Here is a 15,705-nt window from a genome sequence, read left to right on the forward strand (position 1 = left end):
GCACCGCGTAGAAACCACCGGCATGAGCACACACCGATTCCCTCAGGCCCTGCGCGCGGAGTGGGCGAGGTTCCGCTCCGCCCGCCGCTGGGCCCTCGCCATGGCGGCCTCCGCGCTGATCACCGTGTCGATCGGACTGCTGATCGCCGGCGGCGCGCGCAGCAGCTGCGTCACCTGGCAGGGCGACGGCGCCTGCCCCGCGCCGCTGGTGGGGCCCGACGGCACGGCGGTGAACGACAAGCACTACTTCGTGCACCAGCCGCTCACCGGCGACGGCGGCATCACCGCCAGGGTGTCGGACATGACCGGCCAGATGAGGATGCCGGATGAAACGCCCGGTGTGCGGAACGTGAAGGGCGGCACGGTGCCGTGGGCGAAGGCCGGGCTCCTGATCAGGCAGAGCCTCAAACAGGGCACCCCGTACGCGGCCGTCATGGTCACCGGCGGCCACGGCGTCCGGATGCAGCACAACTTCGTCCACGACGTGGCGGGCGGCCCGGTGGACGGCCCGCGCTGGCTGCGGCTGACCAGATCGGGCGACACCATCACCGGGTACGAGTCGGTCGACGGCAAGGCGTGGACCGAGGTCGGCACGGCCGAGCTGACCGGTTTGCCGGAGACGGTCGAGATCGGGTTGTTCGCCGCCTCGCCGAGCGTGGTGTGGCAGATGGCGGGCGCCTTCGCCGAGGCCACCGCCGTCTTCGACCACATCGGACTGCGGGGCGCGAACGGCCCGTGGCTGCGTGACGACGTCGGCGCCCAGCTGACGCTCGGCGGCAAGACCCCGCACCACCCGGGCGGCGTCGTCGAGTCCGGCGGCAGGCTCGCCGTGACCGGGAGCGGCGACATAGGCCCCGCCACGGGAGGCGCAGGACTGCGCGCCGACCTCCTGCTGACCGGCGGGGTCCTGGGGCTGGTCCCGGTGCTCGTGGCGGCCGCCGCGTTCGTCACAGCCGGCGGCGGGCGCACCCCGGTGGCCACGGGCGTGGTGGTCGGCGGCGCCTCCTTCGTGGCGGGACTGGCGGCCTCGGGGGTGGTGATCCCCGTCGGCCTGATCCTGCTGCGGGCCAACCAGAACCCCATCCAGCCGATCACCCTGGCCACCGGGCTCCGGGTGGTCGTCGGCTGGGCGGTGTTCACCGCGGTCGCCGCCGTGCTGACCGCGGGCCTCGCCGCGCTGGTCAAGCGGGCCGTCGTGGCCGTCGTGCCGGCCGTCGCGCTGATCGTCGTGCCCTACCTGCTGGCCACCGCCGGGCTGGCGCCGTGGCTGCTGACGATCACTCCCGCCGCCGGGTTTGCGATCACCCAGAGCGTGCCCGCCTTCGCGCACGTGGACGTGGACCGGTCGCCGATCGTGGGCTACTACCCCCTGCCGCCCTGGGCGGGGCTGGCCGTGGCCGGCGGGTACGCCGCCCTCGCCCTGGCCGCCGCGCACCGCAGGAGACCGAGGACCTCGGCTACGGCGGGATGAGCGGGCCGCAGGCACGCGTCACGGCGCCCGGCCCGAGGGGTTTCCCGAAAAGCTCGTGACTGTCGCCCGATCGGGACGCCCGCCTCGCCCGCGCCCGCCTCGCCCGCGCCCGGTAAGCCCGTCCGGAAGCCGGTCCGGAAGCCCGTCCGGAAGCCCGGTGGCCGGGAAGCCCGCTCGGAAGGCGGGCGATCACTCCGGCCGCGTCCCCGTCACCAGGTAGACGACGTCGCGCGCCACGCTCACCGCGTGGTCCGCGTACCGCTCGTAGTACCGCCCGATCAGCGTGATGTCGATCGCCGGCTCCACCCCGTGGCTCCAGTCCTTGCTGAGGATGGTGCGGAACAGCCGCCGGTGCAGCCGGTCCATCGCGTCGTCGTCCTGCTCCAGCTCCAGGGCGACCTCGACGTCGCGGGAGGCGATGCAGCCGCCGGCCTTGGTGACCAGGTTCTCGGCGATCTGTCCCATCTCGATGATGGTGGAGCGGATCTCGGCGGGGATGGCGGAGTCGGGGTGGCGCAGGCGGGCCACCTTGGCGACGTGGACGGCGAGGTCGCCCATGCGTTCCAGGTCGGCGCCCATGCGCAGCGCGGTGATGACGAGGCGCAGGTCGACGGCCACCGGCTGCTGCCTGGCCATGAGGTCGAAGATGGACCCCTCGATGCCCGAGTAGAGCGCGTTCACCTCCTCGTCGCGGGAGATGACCTGCTCGGCGAGCTGGAGGTCCGCGTCGAGCAGCGCGGTGGTGGCGCGCGAGATGGCGGAGCGGACAAGCCTGGTCATCTCGACCAGCCTGTCAGTGAGGGCGTCTAGTTCTTCGTGGTACGCGTCACGCATGACGTCACCGTACGGCGACGTCTGTGAACGAACTCCGACTCGGAGGTGAACTTTCCGGGAAAGGGCGGTTCATCTCCCTGGTGAGGGGTCTGTGCGCGCGGGGGCGCCGCCTACCATCGGGAACATGAGTGAGATGGCCTTGAGCTTCGCGGCCCTGGCCGGCTTCGTCGTGGGGGCTCTGGCTGTGTTGTTCTACCGTAACCAGATCGAGGCGCCCAGCAGGAAGAGCGAGGTCTCCGATCCGGGGGTGACGGCGCTGCCGCAGGGTGTGGCCTCGGTGCTCGCGGTGCTGCCCTCGTCGGCGGTGGTGCTCGACGCGCACGACCGCGTGCTGAGGGCCAGTTCGGCCGCTCGCGCGTTCGGGCTCGTCAAGGGTGACCGGCTGATGGTCGCCGAGCTGCTCGCGCTGGCGCGGCAGGTACGGCGCGACGGCGAGATCCGTGAGACGGAGATCGACGTGGCGGGCAACAAGTTCGGCCAGGAGACCACGAGCTTCGCGGTCCGCGTGGCGCCTCTCGGCTCGTTCGGCCAGGTGCTGGTGCTGGCGGAGGACCAGACCGAGCGGCGCAGGGTCGAGGCGGTGCGCCGCGACTTCGTGGCGAACGTCAGCCACGAGCTCAAGACCCCGGTCGGCGCGCTGAGTCTGCTGGCGGAGACGATCCAGGACGCCGCCGACGACCCCGAGGCCGTCACCCGGTTCGCGGCCCGCATGCAGCACGAGGCGGCCCGGCTCACCTACCTGGTGCAGGACATCATCACGCTGAGCCGCATACAGGGTGCCGAGCCCATCCCGGCGCCCGCCCAGGTCTCCATCGACGAGGCCATCGGCGTCGCCATCGACCACTGCAACACCCGCGCCGGCGCCAAGGACATCACGCTCGTCACCGGCGGCACCGACGGGCTGCGCATCTGGGGCGACGAGGAGCTGCTGGTGACCGCGCTGCGCAACCTCATCGACAACGCGATCGCCTACAGCCCGGAGCACACCCGCGTGGTGGTCAGCACCCGCCCCGCCGGGGAGAGCGTCGAGATCAGCATCAGCGACCAGGGCATCGGCATCCCGGAGGAGGCGCAGGAACGCATCTTCGAGCGCTTCTTCCGCGTCGACACCGCCCGTTCGCGCGCGACCGGCGGCACCGGTCTCGGCCTGGCCATCGTCAAGCACGTGGCCGCCTCGCACGCGGGCGAGGTCTCCGTCTGGAGCAAAGAAGGCTCCGGTTCGACCTTCACTTTGCGCCTGCCCGCCTTCGGCGGGACGGCCATTCCGGCACAACCTGCAATCCCTCTGGAGGCCGCCCCGTGACCCGTGTACTCGTCGTGGAAGACGAGGAGTCCTTCTCCGACGCCCTTTCCTACATGCTGCGCAAGGAGGGTTTCGAGGTCTCGGTCGCGGCGACCGGGCCCGAGGCCCTCGACACCTTCGACCGCAACGGCGCCGACCTGGTGCTGCTCGACCTGATGCTGCCGGGCCTGCCGGGCACCGAGGTCTGCCGCTCGCTGCGGCAGCGCTCCAAGGTCCCGGTGATCATGCTGACCGCTAAGGACAGCGAGGTCGACAAGGTCGTGGGCCTGGAGCTGGGCGCCGACGACTACGTGACCAAGCCGTTCTCCTCGCGCGAGCTGGTGGCGCGCATCCGCGCGGTGCTGCGCCGGCAGGGCGACGCCCCTGAGGAGCTGGAGACCGCGGTGCTCGCCGTCGGCCCGGTGCGCATGGACGTCGACCGGCACGTGGTGGCGGTGCGCGGCGAGCCGGTGCAGCTCCCGCTGAAGGAGTTCGAGCTGCTGGAGGTGCTGCTGCGCAACGCCGGCCGGGTGCTCACCCGCGGCCAGCTCATCGACCGCGTGTGGGGCGCCGACTACGTCGGTGACACCAAGACCCTGGACGTGCACGTCAAGCGGCTGCGCGCGAAGATCGAGGCCGACCCGTCGAGCCCGCGCTGCATCCTGACCGTGCGCGGCCTCGGCTACAAGTTCGACACCGCCGAAGACTGACAGAACCCCTTCGTCCCGTACGAGTGCGCGTACGGGACGAAAGGGTTCTGGCGTGTCCTGGGGTCAGTGGGCCTCTTCCCCGGCCGCCTCGGTCGGCGTGGGCGAGGGGGTCGGTGCGGGGACGGCGCCCTCGACCGCCGGGTAGGACGCGTACTCGCGGCTGTGCGGCATCACGGGGACGTCCAGGGTGATCGTGCCGGCGTTGGCGAACTGGAGGTCCAGCCGGAGCGCCTCACCGCCTCTGAGGGCCTTGCTGAGGCCTTCCAGGGTGATCTGCGGCGTGGCGGCCTCCGCCTTGACGAGCTGGCCCACCGGGAGCTGCACGGGCGCGGCCAGCTTGGCGCTCGCGGCGTCACCGGCGCTGACGGACTGCAGCGTGTCGGGGGAGTCGCCGTTGTTGAGCATCGTCAGGTGGACGGGGACGGAGCCGCGCCACGGGATGCTGCCGCCGGGCTCAGGGCCGAGGATGAACGCCTGGGGCACGTGGATGCTCTGCTTGCCGTAGGCGCCCTGGTTGATCAGGGCCGCCGCCTCCACCGGAGCGTACGGCTTGGTGGTGTTGGCGTCGAAACCAACAGAACAGCCGGCGAGTACGGGGGCTGCCAGGAACGCGGCGGCGGCGACAATCCAGCGACGGCTGGTCACGAGCGGGTTCTCCTTGGTTCGCACATGGGGATGGGCAGCGCCTACCATATCCACCTGTTTCCAAGGTCATTTCCACACCCCCGCAGGTCATTCGGTATGTCCGGATATGCGATTCACAGAGTTGACCTCTTGTCAATCCCCAATATGCGGCTTTGACCTGCAGTTATGATGATTTCACTGTTCCGGGACCCTGTGGATGCGTGGTACTCTGGAGTACAGCGGAAGGGGTACTTGTCACATGACTTTCCAGGTCGGCGACACTGTCGTCTACCCCCACCATGGGGCTGCTCGGATCGAAGCAATCACGAAGCGATCCATCAAGGGTGAGGAAAAGACCTACCTGGTGCTCAAGGTCGACAAGGGCGACCTTACCGTCCAGGTGCCAGCTGAAAACGCAGAACTCGTCGGGGTGCGCGATGTTGTCGGCCAGGAGGGCCTGGAGCGCGTTTTCGACGTGCTGCGCATGCCGCACACCGAGGAGCCGACGAACTGGTCGCGGCGCTACAAGGCCAACTTGGAGAAGCTCGCGTCCGGTGATGTGAACAAGGTCGCCGAGGTCGTCCGCGACCTGTGGCGCCGAGACCGCGAGCGCGGCCTGTCCGCGGGCGAGAAGCGCATGCTCGCCAAGGCTCGCCAGATCCTCGTCAGCGAGCTCGCGCTCGCCGAGAAGACCAACGAGGACAAGGCGGAGGCCCTGCTCGACGAGGTCCTGAACTCCTGAGCGCGATCGTTCCACGGGTGGGCGTCGGAGTCGACGTCCACCCGTTCGCATCGGGCCGGGAGCTGCATCTCGCCGGCCTGCACTGGCCGGGCGAGACCGGCCTGACCGGCCACTCGGACGGCGACGCCGCCGCGCACGCGGCCTGCGACGCCTTGCTGTCCGCCGCGGGCCTGGGCGATCTGGGCGGCCTGTTCGGCACTGCCGACCCGCGCTGGGCGGGCGCGTCCGGCGCCGCATTGCTGGAGGAGACCGCGCGCAAGGTGCGGGCGGCCGGCTTCGAGATCGGCAACGTGGCCGTCCAGGTGATCGGTAACCGCCCGAAACTGGCTCCCCGGCGCCTGGAGGCGGAGAAGGCGCTCAGCGCCGCTCTGGGGGCTCCTGTGAGCCTCAGCGCCACCACCACCGACGGGCTCGGGCTGACCGGACGCGGCGAAGGGATCGCCGCGGTCGCGACCGCGCTCGTCGTCAACCTCACGCCGGGATCAGCCGTCCTTTAACCGGTGGGCAACCTGCCGCCCGCCTGTTCCATGGCCGACGGCGGTCCGCTCTGGCGCGGTGCGGATCGCCGTCTACCAGGGATAACTTGCTGAAATGCCGGGTATGTCCCTCTAAAGACGCTTTCGGGGGGAGCTATACATGATCGGCGCGATCGTTTCCGCGGTAATCATCGGCGCCATCGTCGGCGCGCTGGCCCGGCTGATCCTGCCGGGAAGGCAGAACATGTCCATCGGCCTGACACTGATCGTCGGCATCGTGGCGGCTCTGCTCGGCACGCTGATCGCTCAGCTGTTCGGCTGGGCCGACACCAGGGGCATCGACTGGCTCGAACACATCCTCCAACTCGTGCTGGCGGTGATCGGAGTGTCGATCGTGGCCGGATCGGCCAGGGGGAAGGGCGGCGGAAGAGGACGAACCACCACCTGAGCTGCAAATTTGTAAATCCCCGGCATAAAGGCTGGAGATCGGGTATCCCACTCCCCGTGAGGATGAACCGCTCATCCTCACGGGGAGGTTTGTGTCATGACAATCCAGTCCATCCTGGGCGCCATCGTGATCGGCGCCGTCATCGGCGCCATCGGGCGTCTGCTGCTTCCGGGCCGGCAGGCCATCGGGTGGATCCTCACCATCGTCGTCGGCATCGTCGCCGCCCTCATCGGCACGATGATCGCTCAGGTCATCGGCGTCGAGACGACCCCCGGCATCGATTGGATAGAGCTGGTGCTGCAGGTCGTCCTGGCGGTCGTGGGCGTCGGCATCGTCGCCGGCCTACGCCGTGGACCTCGCGGTACAAGCATCTAGCCGGGGCCTGTGACCCCGGGAACCGTGCCTGATCCCGAGAGCACGGAGCAACACGCGCAAAGCCCGCCCGGCACTGATGCCGGGCGGGCTTCCGCATGTCAGGCGGCGTTCTCAGTCCTCCGGCGGCAGGGGAGTGCTGCGCAGCCGCCCCGACGGCGCCTCCCCGGGGGACGGCCGGTGGCCGTCGTTCTCCTCGACGATGGGGTGAGGGGCGGTGTCCTCCAGGGCGTCCGCGGCCCGGCCGTCCTGCCCGCGCTCACCGGCGTCGGCGGCCTCCCGGCCGTGCCCCGGGTCCGGCTCGTCGTCCCGCACCACGGGCACGGGCTGCGTGTCGGCGCCCTTCTCGGCGCCCGTGGCCGCGCGGGGATGCACCAGGACGTCTCTCGGCTTGACCCGATCACCCCACCGCACGGGCCGCTCAGGCTCGGGCTCCGGTTCCGGCTCCGGGGCTTCCTCGGGGGCCGGTTCCGATAAGGACGCGGATCGTTCAGGAGCCGAATCCGGTACGGGCGAGGCCGCGGACGGTTCGGGGGCCGAATCCGGTGCGGGCGAGGGGGCCGTCTCCTCGTCGGGACGGTGGGCCGGCCAGCGGGTGACCTGCTCCGAGACCGGCGGCGTCTCCGGGGCGGGAGTGGGGCCGACGACCGGCGTCGTCTCCAGCGCGGCCGGGGCGGCGGCGGCCAGGGGCGGCGGCTCCTCGGACGGCCGCGGCCCGGCGGCCGGGCGCGGCAGCTCGACCGTCCTGTCCGCCTCGGCGCCCCGATGGAACGGCACGATGTCGTGCTCCCCCGTACCGTCGTGGTCGCGCGCGGACCCCCGGCCGTCCTGCACGTGCTTGATCAGCAGCATCCAGAGCCACAGCCCCAGGGCGAGCATCACCCACGGCGCGACGGCCACGCCGACGGCCGTCGGAGAGGCCGGGAACGCGTGGCCGAGCGCCGTGGCCACGTTCACCGCGGCGGCAGCCAGGATGAGCAGGACCAGCACCACCGCGGCCTGGGCGCGCACCAGGGCGCGGGCGGAGCGCAGCAGCAGCACGCAGATCAGCGTGACCGCGAGCAGCGCGTCGAACCCCGCCGGGTAGAGGTAGGCGAGGTCGGGACGGGCGCCGCCGTGCACGGCCAGCGCCCGCAGATCGTCGAACGAGAGCACGCACGCGGCGCCCGTCAGCGCGGCGACGGCGAGTCCGGCCAGGGCGATGCCCAGGCGGCGGAGCGTAGAGGGGGGAGTCACGTCCATGGCGGTTCGAGCCTACAGAACAATGCACTCCCGGGCCGATCAACGCGACCGTCATCGCACATGGTGGCGCGGTAATCGCATCCACGACGGTGGCTGAGGCGTTAGCCTTGCTTTTGTGAGCCTGCGCCTTTACGACACCGCCACTCGCGACATTCGCGCATTCGTCCCGCTCGAAGCCGGCCGGGCGTCGATCTACCTGTGTGGCGCCACCGTGCAGGCCCCTCCGCACATCGGCCACATCCGCTCGGGCGTCAACTTCGACGTGCTGCGGCGCTGGCTCATGCGCTCCGGCTACGACGTGCTGTTCTGCCGCAACGTCACCGACATCGACGACAAGATCATCAGAGTGTCCGCCGAGGAGCGGGTGCCGTGGTTCGTCGTCGCCGAGCGCAACCAGCGCGCCTTCACCTGGGCCTACGACACGCTCGGCTGCCTGCCGCCGACCGTCGAGCCGCGCGCCACCGGCCACGTGCCGGAGATGATCGAGCTCATGCGGCGGCTCATCGACCGCGGCCACGCCTACGCCTCCGGCGGCGACGTCTACTTCGACGTGCGCTCCTGGGAGGACGAATACGGCAAGCTCTCCAACCAGAAGCTGGACAACATGCGCGCGGCCGGCGACACCGACGACGAGTCGTGCAAGCGCGACCCGCGCGACTTCGCCCTGTGGAAGGGCGAGAAGCCCGGCGAGCCCACCTGGCCGACCCCGTGGGGCCCCGGCCGTCCCGGCTGGCACCTCGAGTGCTCGGCGATGGCCACCAAATACCTGGGCCCGACGTTCGACATCCACGGCGGCGGCCTCGACCTGATCTTCCCGCACCACGAGAACGAGATCGCCCAGTCCCAGGCGGCGGGCGACGGCTTCGCCCGCTACTGGATGCACAACGGCCTGGTCAAGATCGGCGCCGAGAAGATGGCCAAGTCGCGGGGCAACTCGCTGCTGGTCCCGGACATGGTGCAGAAGGTCCGCCCGGTCGAGCTGCGCTACTACCTCGCCGCGCCCCACTACCGCTCCTCCATCGACTACTCCGAGGAGGCGCTGCGGGAGGCCGCGACCGCCTACCAGCGGATCGAGGGGTTCGTGACCCGCGCCGCCGAGGTTATCCACGACGTCGACGCCGACGCGCCGCTCCCGCAGGCGTTCGCCGACGCGCTCGACGACGACCTCGGCACGCCTCAGGCGCTCGCGGTCGTGCACGAGGTGGTCCGCGAGGGCAACGTCGCGCTGTCCAAGGGCGACAAGGAGGCGGTGGCCCGGCTGCTCGCCGAGACCCAGAACATGCTCGACGTGCTGGGCCTCGACCCGCGCTCGCCGCAGTGGCGCACGGCCGGCTCCGACCTCAAGCCGGTGGTCGACGCGCTGGTCGTGGTCGCTCTGGAGCAGCGCAAGGCGGCCAGGGCCCGTAAGGACTACGCCGCCGCCGACGCGATCAGAGACCAGCTCGCCGAGGCGGGCGTCACCGTCGAGGACACCCCGCACGGCGCCCGCTGGGAGCTGCGCGGCTAACGGCGGCGGGTGCGCATCGCCTTCAGCACGCGGACACCCGCCACCTCGCCGGCGACGATGCGCTGATACTCGTCCGACTCCATCGGACACAGCGTGATGCGGCCCGCCCCGTCGAAGAGCAGGCCCCAGCCGTGCTTCTTCGGCAGGGGCGAGGCCCGCAGGCAGGCCTGCGACCTGCTGAAGAACCGGTCGCGCAGCTCGTCCCGCACGTCCTGCGGCGGCTCCGGGTCGTCCTGGCGCCGCAGCCAGCTCTCGAACAGCACGTCCTCCTGGGTGAGGGCGCCCGGATCGGCCGCGAGCAACTCGTACTGAACGCTCGCGACCGTCGGCTTGCCACCCCTCGGCAGCGGAACCTCGGCCCGGATGACCTCGGTGTCCTCGGCGACCGCGATGAGCGTGTCGTAGTAATTCAGGTCCACGTCCGCCAACCTAGGCGGGCCAAGGGACTTGGCGGCGCAAGTACCCTTGATTCCATGGCAGCAGGGGGTAAGCCGGGCAGGCCCGCGAAGAAGAAGAGCCCGACCAAGGGCGCCGGCGGTCAGCGTCGCCGCGGCCTCGAAGGCAGGGGCGCGACCCCGCCCGCCGAGATGCGCCACTGGTACAAGGACAAGGCCAGGGCCGAGCGCGTCGCCCGCGAGGAGCAGGGAGGCGGCACCCGCCGCGCCCCCGCGCGCACCAGGCGCTCCGACGACGCCCCCGAATACATCGGCGGCCGCAACCCCGTCCTGGAGGCCCTCCAGGCCGGCGTCCCGGCCAGCGCCCTCTACGTCGCCCACCGCGTCGACAACGACGACCGCGTACGAGACAGCGTCAAAATCGCCGCCGACCGCGGGATCGCCCTCATGGAGGTCACCCGCGACAAGCTCGACAGGCTGACCGAGGGCGCCGTCCACCAGGGCGTGGCCCTCCAGATCCCGGCCTACGACTACGCCCACCCGGCGGAGCTGGTCGAGCTGGCCCGCGACGCGGCCGAGACCCCGCTCATCGTCGCCCTCGACGGCGTCACCGACCCCCGCAACCTGGGCGCCATCGCCCGCTCCGCCACCGCCTTCGGCGCCCACGGCCTGCTCGTCCCGTCCCGCCGCTCAGCCGGCGTGACGGGCGGCGCCTGGAAGACCTCCGCCGGCACCCTGGCCACCCTGCGCGTCGCCCGCGCCGCCAACCTCACCGCCGCCCTCCGCGAATACCGCGACGAAGGCCTCTTCGTCATCGGTCTCGACGGCGCGGGCGACGCGGAGATCGGCGACGTCGACCTCCTGGCGGAGCCCCTGGTCGTGGTGGTCGGCTCCGAGGGGAAAGGGCTGTCACGGCTGGTCCGCGAGCAGTGCGACGTGGTCGCCCGCATCCCGATGCGCGCGGCGGCGGAGTCGCTCAACGCGGGGGTGGCGGCAGGGGTGACCTTGTACGAAGTGGCTCGTCATCGACGGCGGTGACCGTCTACACTGATAGGCCGTGCCGACGTAGCTCAATCGGCAGAGCATCTGTCTTGTAAACAGAAGGTTTGGGGTTCGATTCCCCACGTCGGCTCTTCACGATGAAGCCCCTGAACTGGTGTTTCCGGTTCAGGGGCTTTGTGTTTGTCAGGACAATTCGTCGATCTTGCGAACAGGTGACTCCGTGACTCTGGAAGAGCATCCCGGCACGTGGACCTACGATCCCGAGGCGAAGGCCGCATACATCTACCTGCGGGGACCGATCGCGCCCGGTGACGTGGCGCGGACGGTCATGGTGGACAGTCCCATGGTGAACTTCGACCTGGACGAGAGCGGCCGGGTGATTGGTATCGAGATCCTGGCCGCGTGGCCAGGAGAATAGGAAGAGGGTCCTACCGGGCAGCGCAAATCCGACCCTATGATCGCGAACTGTCACCGGAGTATTAGGGTGGTCCCCGACCTAACGGGGGTTGCAGAGGACCACGGAAACGACGGGAGTCGCAGTGCAGCGCGTCAGCCGACGGGTCAGCACCATCGCCGGGGCGGGCGTTCTCGCTTTGCTCCTGACCGGCTGCGGAGGCTCCGATACCAGCAAGAACGTCAGCGGTGACAAGCCGGAGGCGGACCAGGCCGCGTCCACGGCTACGCCGCTGACACTCGACACCGCACCGCGGCGTGCGCACTACACCGACCGCGGCAAGAAGGCGCACGAGCTGACGCTCCACCCGACCCTGCTCGAGCTCGGCTCGGCCGAAGACCTCAAGGACGTGCGGCTCGACGACGACGTACGTGGGATGGTGCCGCACTACCTCACCGTGTCGATCACCAACACCGGATCCGGTGAGGTCAAGAGCGCTCAGGTGGTCAACAACTTTTGTCTGGCGCTCGCGGACGGCACCGCCGGCGAGCGCGTCTCGTTCTTCAGCAGCAACCCCCTGGCCTCGCCCGGCAGCGGCCCGCTGGAGACGTGCAACGGCACGAAGGCTCCGAGTGCCTTGGCGGCAGGCCAGGCGGCGACCGAGTGCCGGGTCGTGATGCTTCCCAAGGACACCCAGCCCGCCACCGTCTCCTACAGCGACGAGTCCGGCATCCAGATGTGGAAGGTCGAGGGCGGCGACACCGGCAGCAGCGTGCTGCCCTCGGGCAAGTCGGCCGAGGTGACGTGGAAGGACGCGCGGGACAAGGAGGTGCCGCTGACCGTCACGCCGAAGAGCGTGCGCAAGGCCGGCCCCGACGCGCTCGCCGATTACAACCTGAACGCCAGGCAGAAGGCCGCCACGGCGTACTTCGTCACGCTCCAGTACCGCAACAACGGCACCTCCAAGCTGTACCCGGGCATGGACAGGGCGGTCTTCCTGCGCACCGCGAGCGGCCAGGCCCTGCGCCCGCTCACCCTCATCGCGATCGGCAGCAACGGCCCCAAGGGCTGCGAATCATCCGTGCCCTACGGCATGGTTCAGCCCGGCAAGAGTGTCCGGCAGTGCGGCGTCTACCTCGTCAGCAAGGGTGACAAGCCCGTCGCCGTCACCTTCTCCTCCACCGCCGACGGAGCCGAGCCCGTGACCTGGAAGGCCTCCTGACGTCGACGATCCGTGCTTCGTTCCTCAGCCGTAGGTCAACGCCTCTTTGAGTCAAGATCCCTGCTACTCCCAAGGTGACGGCCCACTTGTTAGGCGATCATGGGACTGTGAGAGTACGACTAGGAGAGTTCCGTTGGGTAGATCTTGAGGCGGGGCGGAGGCCCCGTCGGCCCTCACAGAGCAACTCCGTCATCGCCCCTTTCTCATCGGTCGGCACTGGCTCTTCGTTGCCGAACTTCATCCCGACAAGGTGACCGAGTGGCTGAGCGATCGCACTGCCGCACTGGAGGCCCCTACATGGGGTGAGCTGGCAGAGAAGATCGCCCGGATCGGAGAGTGGGAGTACAAGAATTACACCGGCTGAGGACTGGCGTTCCAGCTCAGTCTTGGGAGCCACAGGGTCGCGTGTGCTGCTCCCGGCCCACGCGCCCTCGGAGTGGTGGGCGACTCAGGTGTTCAGTGACGCGGTGATCGCCATCGTGGTATAGGCCATGGTGAAGCTGCCACCGATCGCGTCGATGGCGGCCCCGACGCCCTCCAGCACCTCGGCCAGCTTGTCTGGCGGGAGTCGGGTGAGCGCGCCGGTGGTGGGCAGCAGGTCGAGCCAATCGTCGCGGCTGTAGTACTGCTCCCAGTCGAATCGCCACTGCTCCGGCTCGCCGAACCAGGCCGTCTTGCGGATGCCGTCGGCGAACATGGCGAACATCGCCTGGTAGATGTCCTGGGCCGGCCTCGGCGATCCGGCGCTGAGCGGCGAGTCGGGCGCCACCTTCTGGAAGACGGTGGCGAACGCCTCCGCGACGAAGGGCGGCGGGTCGTACGCGTGCGCGAACACCGCCAGCAGGCCGCCGGGACGCAGCACCTGCGCCGCCTTGGCCGGGCCCGCGACGGGGTCCACCCAGTGCCAGGACTGCCCGGCGACCACCGCGTCGAAGGTGCGACCGGCGGCGTCCCAGTCCTCGAACGTCGCCGTCTCGACCTCGACCCCGGTGCGGCGGGCGAACTCGGCCATCCGGACGTCCGGCTCGACACCCAGCACCTTGCACCCGGCCGCCAGGAACTGGCGGGCTTCTATGCCGGTGCCGCAGCCGACGTCGACGATGTCGGGGCCGGGGCTGGCGGTGATGATTCGCTGCACCAGGGCGTCGGGATAGTCGGGCCGGGCCCGGTCGTAGCGTTCGGTGTCGACCCCGAACGACTCCGCCATCTGCCTGGCCTTATGGGGCTCGTTCCGCGGAGGCTCCGGTTGCTCCTGCGCTAGAGTGGGCATGTGCCCACAATAGTGGGCGCACGCCCACTCATCAACCCGCGCACGGTTCGCGGTGAGCGAAGGGCGGGCGGAGGCGGGTAAGAAGGAGGAACGGGCGATGCCGACTGGAGTGGCCCTCCGGGATGTGCGGCAGCAGTTGTTCGACGCCGCCGAACGCGTCCTGCTCCGGGACGGGGCGAACGACCTGACCAGCCGGGCGGTCACGGCGGAGGCGGGCGTCGCCAAGGGCGTCCTGCACCGGCACTTCGAGGACTTCGACGCCTTCCTCGCCGAACTCGTGCGGGACCGCATCGCCCGGCTCGAGAGCCAGGCCGACGCCCTTCGCGGCTCCGCCGGGACCGGCGACGTCGCCGGCAACCTGACCGGGGCGCTTGTCGACCTGTTCGACTCGGTCGCCGTGGCGATCGTCGCTCTCGTCATCTTCCGGGACGAGTTGCGTGCCCGGCTGCGTCAGGCCCGTTCGGCTCCCGGTGTTCCGGTCTTGACGGATGCTGCAGCCATGATCGCCGCCTACCTGAACGAGGAGTGCGAACTGGGCCGCATCGCGGCGGACGCCGATGTGGAGGCGCTGGCGCTTTCCCTGATCGGGGCCGGGCACATGTTGTTCGCCGGCCGGGAGGGGGTCCCGCCGGAGCATGAGGAAGTCGGCAAGGTCGTGAACGCCGTCATCGCCGATGTCGTGCAAAGACGACTGCTATGAGCTGATGTCCTGCGAAGACGGACTTCACGTTGGCTCCGGTGTTAAATCCTCCGATCAGGGCCTGGCCGCGTTGCCAGGACCGTGGCGGTGGCCACGGCGGTGAGCGCTGCCAGGAGGGCGGCGGCGGTCAGGGTCAGGGCGTCGGGGTGGATCAAGGGCTGGGCGCGTAGGGCCTGCCAGGTGACCAGGGCGATCAGTCCGGTGTAGCTCGCGGCGAACACGGCGATCAGGCGGGCGCGGGTCCGGTCGTCGCGTAAGCGGGGGTAGCGAGCCGCCAGTGCCGCCAGGAGCAGAGCGGCGATCAGCATGACCTGCAGGCCGTGCATGCCGACGAAATGAGGGACCCGCAGGTCGCCGCCGGTGGTGCTCCACTGCGTCAGGGGAAGGCCGGGGCCGCCGTCGGGGACGCCCACGCTGTGACCGCTGCTCAGGGATACCTGCTGGCCGCTGGTGGTCAGGGCGGTCTCCGCCTTCCCCTGGATGGGGATGAGGAAGCCCAGGGCCATGCCGGCGACGGCCAGGGCCAGGCCTGTGTGGATCGCCCGGCTCATCGCGCGGTCGGCGTGGACGCGCTGGAAGGCCAGGATGATCGCGAGCGCGAGGTTGGCCAGCATGATGAGGAGCACGGCATTGCCGAAGACGACCAGCATGATCTTCTCGGCCGGTGCGGTGGACTTGTGGAAGTGGCTGAAGGTGCCGCGGGCGGCCTGGACGGCGACGATGACGGTGTCGACGAACCCGGTGACGGCGAAGACGGTGGCCAGGCCGGAGGTCCACTTCCTGCCCCGGTGAGGCAGGGACAGCATCCAGGCCAGGGTGGTTCCGTAGACGGCCATCGACACGGCGAACTTGAACGGCTTGAGCCAGACGGGGGCGCCGAGAAGCACCCGGTCGTCGAGCACGAGCCCGATCGTCGAGACGACCAGCAGAAGCAGCATCGAGGCGACCATCAGCATCAGCGGTCGATGCCACTGCATCACCCGGCGAAGCGGCGTACCAAGGACCGTGGACATG

At 70.1% G+C, this 15,705-nt stretch carries 18 protein-coding genes, 1 tRNA gene and 1 pseudogene; 14 read left to right on the forward strand and 6 right to left on the reverse strand.

Annotation, left to right across the window (positions count from 1 at the left end; all coding sequences use genetic code 11):
- Window positions 1-22 precede the first annotated feature (22 nt).
- Window positions 23-1,471, forward strand: coding sequence for a DUF1349 domain-containing protein (locus tag KME79_RS22480; RefSeq protein WP_219546170.1), 1,449 nt, complete (start codon window positions 23-25; stop codon window positions 1,469-1,471).
- Window positions 1,472-1,660: 189 nt separating this feature from the next.
- Here the strand turns inward: KME79_RS22480 and phoU are convergent, their stop codons facing one another.
- On the reverse strand, window positions 1,661-2,305 hold the full coding sequence (phoU, locus tag KME79_RS22485) for a phosphate signaling complex protein PhoU (protein ID WP_148036686.1): 645 nt from the start codon (window positions 2,303-2,305) through the stop codon (window positions 1,661-1,663).
- A 124-nt stretch (window positions 2,306-2,429) separates the two neighbouring features.
- Here phoU and KME79_RS22490 point away from each other — a divergent pair, with 124 nt between their 5' ends.
- Complete coding sequence (locus KME79_RS22490; protein WP_246640229.1) at window positions 2,430-3,608, forward strand: sensor histidine kinase; 1,179 nt, start codon at window positions 2,430-2,432, stop codon at window positions 3,606-3,608.
- Window positions 3,605-4,297 (forward strand): winged helix-turn-helix domain-containing protein, encoded by a 693-nt coding sequence (locus KME79_RS22495; protein ID WP_148036687.1) that lies wholly within the window; start codon window positions 3,605-3,607, stop codon window positions 4,295-4,297. Before KME79_RS22490 ends, KME79_RS22495 begins: the two co-directional genes overlap by 4 nt.
- A 63-nt stretch (window positions 4,298-4,360) precedes the next feature.
- Here KME79_RS22495 and KME79_RS22500 read toward each other — a convergent pair whose 3' ends face one another.
- Window positions 4,361-4,942, reverse strand: a complete 582-nt coding sequence (locus tag KME79_RS22500) for a copper chaperone PCu(A)C domain-containing protein (RefSeq protein ID WP_308249009.1) — start codon at window positions 4,940-4,942, stop codon at window positions 4,361-4,363.
- A 238-nt stretch (window positions 4,943-5,180) separates the two neighbouring features.
- Here KME79_RS22500 and KME79_RS22505 point away from each other — a divergent pair, with 238 nt between their 5' ends.
- The 4 genes from KME79_RS22505 to KME79_RS22520 all read left to right on the forward strand — a co-directional run bounded on the left by KME79_RS22505 (window position 5,181) and on the right by KME79_RS22520 (window position 6,962).
- Window positions 5,181-5,663 carry a CarD family transcriptional regulator gene (locus KME79_RS22505; protein WP_043624891.1) on the forward strand — a complete coding sequence of 161 codons (483 nt, stop codon included), beginning with the start codon at window positions 5,181-5,183 and terminating at the stop codon, window positions 5,661-5,663.
- Window positions 5,664-5,680: 17 nt separating this feature from the next.
- Window positions 5,681-6,160 carry a 2-C-methyl-D-erythritol 2,4-cyclodiphosphate synthase gene (gene ispF / locus KME79_RS22510; RefSeq protein WP_148036688.1) on the forward strand — a complete coding sequence of 160 codons (480 nt, stop codon included), beginning with the start codon at window positions 5,681-5,683 and terminating at the stop codon, window positions 6,158-6,160.
- 139 nt (window positions 6,161-6,299) lie between these two features.
- Window positions 6,300-6,587, forward strand: coding sequence for a GlsB/YeaQ/YmgE family stress response membrane protein (locus KME79_RS22515; RefSeq protein WP_219546171.1), 288 nt, complete (start codon window positions 6,300-6,302; stop codon window positions 6,585-6,587).
- Between the two features lie 96 nt (window positions 6,588-6,683).
- Window positions 6,684-6,962: a GlsB/YeaQ/YmgE family stress response membrane protein gene (locus tag KME79_RS22520; RefSeq protein ID WP_219546172.1), complete on the forward strand. Its 279-nt coding sequence runs from the start codon at window positions 6,684-6,686 to the stop codon at window positions 6,960-6,962.
- A gap of 111 nt (window positions 6,963-7,073) precedes the next feature.
- Here the strand turns inward: KME79_RS22520 and KME79_RS22525 are convergent, their stop codons facing one another.
- Window positions 7,074-8,201, reverse strand: a complete 1,128-nt coding sequence (locus tag KME79_RS22525; RefSeq protein WP_219546173.1) for a DUF2637 domain-containing protein — start codon at window positions 8,199-8,201, stop codon at window positions 7,074-7,076.
- Window positions 8,202-8,316: 115 nt separating this feature from the next.
- Here KME79_RS22525 and cysS point away from each other — a divergent pair, with 115 nt between their 5' ends.
- Window positions 8,317-9,708, forward strand: a complete 1,392-nt coding sequence (gene cysS, locus KME79_RS22530; protein WP_148036692.1) for a cysteine--tRNA ligase — start codon at window positions 8,317-8,319, stop codon at window positions 9,706-9,708.
- Here cysS and KME79_RS22535 read toward each other — a convergent pair.
- Window positions 9,705-10,127, reverse strand: coding sequence for a DUF6157 family protein (locus tag KME79_RS22535; RefSeq protein ID WP_219546174.1), 423 nt, complete (start codon window positions 10,125-10,127; stop codon window positions 9,705-9,707). The genes cysS and KME79_RS22535 overlap by 4 nt on opposite strands.
- A 54-nt stretch (window positions 10,128-10,181) precedes the next feature.
- Between KME79_RS22535 and rlmB the strand changes: the two genes are divergently transcribed.
- The 5 genes and pseudogenes from rlmB to KME79_RS22560 form a co-directional block, all read left to right on the forward strand.
- On the forward strand, window positions 10,182-11,141 hold the full coding sequence (gene rlmB / locus KME79_RS22540) for a 23S rRNA (guanosine(2251)-2'-O)-methyltransferase RlmB (protein ID WP_219546175.1): 960 nt from the start codon (window positions 10,182-10,184) through the stop codon (window positions 11,139-11,141).
- A gap of 21 nt (window positions 11,142-11,162) precedes the next feature.
- Window positions 11,163-11,235, forward strand: a tRNA-Thr gene (locus KME79_RS22545).
- A 90-nt stretch (window positions 11,236-11,325) separates the two neighbouring features.
- Window positions 11,326-11,523, forward strand: a complete 198-nt coding sequence (locus KME79_RS22550) for a DUF2283 domain-containing protein (protein WP_308249010.1) — start codon at window positions 11,326-11,328, stop codon at window positions 11,521-11,523.
- Between the two features lie 121 nt (window positions 11,524-11,644).
- Window positions 11,645-12,721: a hypothetical protein gene (locus tag KME79_RS22555; RefSeq protein ID WP_219546176.1), complete on the forward strand. Its 1,077-nt coding sequence runs from the start codon at window positions 11,645-11,647 to the stop codon at window positions 12,719-12,721.
- Between the two features lie 175 nt (window positions 12,722-12,896).
- A pseudogene (locus tag KME79_RS22560) lies at window positions 12,897-13,085 on the forward strand (Imm8 family immunity protein); the annotation flags it as partial.
- Window positions 13,086-13,169: 84 nt separating this feature from the next.
- On the opposite strand, the gene KME79_RS22565 reads toward KME79_RS22560, so the two are convergent.
- The gene (locus tag KME79_RS22565) at window positions 13,170-13,991 is read right to left on the reverse strand and encodes a class I SAM-dependent methyltransferase (RefSeq protein WP_246640230.1); all 822 of its coding nucleotides are present in this window, start codon (window positions 13,989-13,991) and stop codon (window positions 13,170-13,172) included.
- Window positions 13,992-14,088: 97 nt separating this feature from the next.
- Here KME79_RS22565 and KME79_RS22570 point away from each other — a divergent pair, with 97 nt between their 5' ends.
- Window positions 14,089-14,691 carry a TetR/AcrR family transcriptional regulator gene (locus tag KME79_RS22570; RefSeq protein ID WP_219546208.1) on the forward strand — a complete coding sequence of 201 codons (603 nt, stop codon included), beginning with the start codon at window positions 14,089-14,091 and terminating at the stop codon, window positions 14,689-14,691.
- Between the two features lie 41 nt (window positions 14,692-14,732).
- Here KME79_RS22570 and KME79_RS22575 read toward each other — a convergent pair whose 3' ends face one another.
- Window positions 14,733-15,704 (reverse strand): hypothetical protein, encoded by a 972-nt coding sequence (locus KME79_RS22575; RefSeq protein WP_219546177.1) that lies wholly within the window; start codon window positions 15,702-15,704, stop codon window positions 14,733-14,735.
- Window position 15,705 lies beyond the last annotated feature (1 nt).

The organism is Nonomuraea harbinensis (assembly GCF_019396385.1).
GTDB classification, from domain to species: domain Bacteria; phylum Actinomycetota; class Actinomycetes; order Streptosporangiales; family Streptosporangiaceae; genus Nonomuraea; species Nonomuraea ferruginea.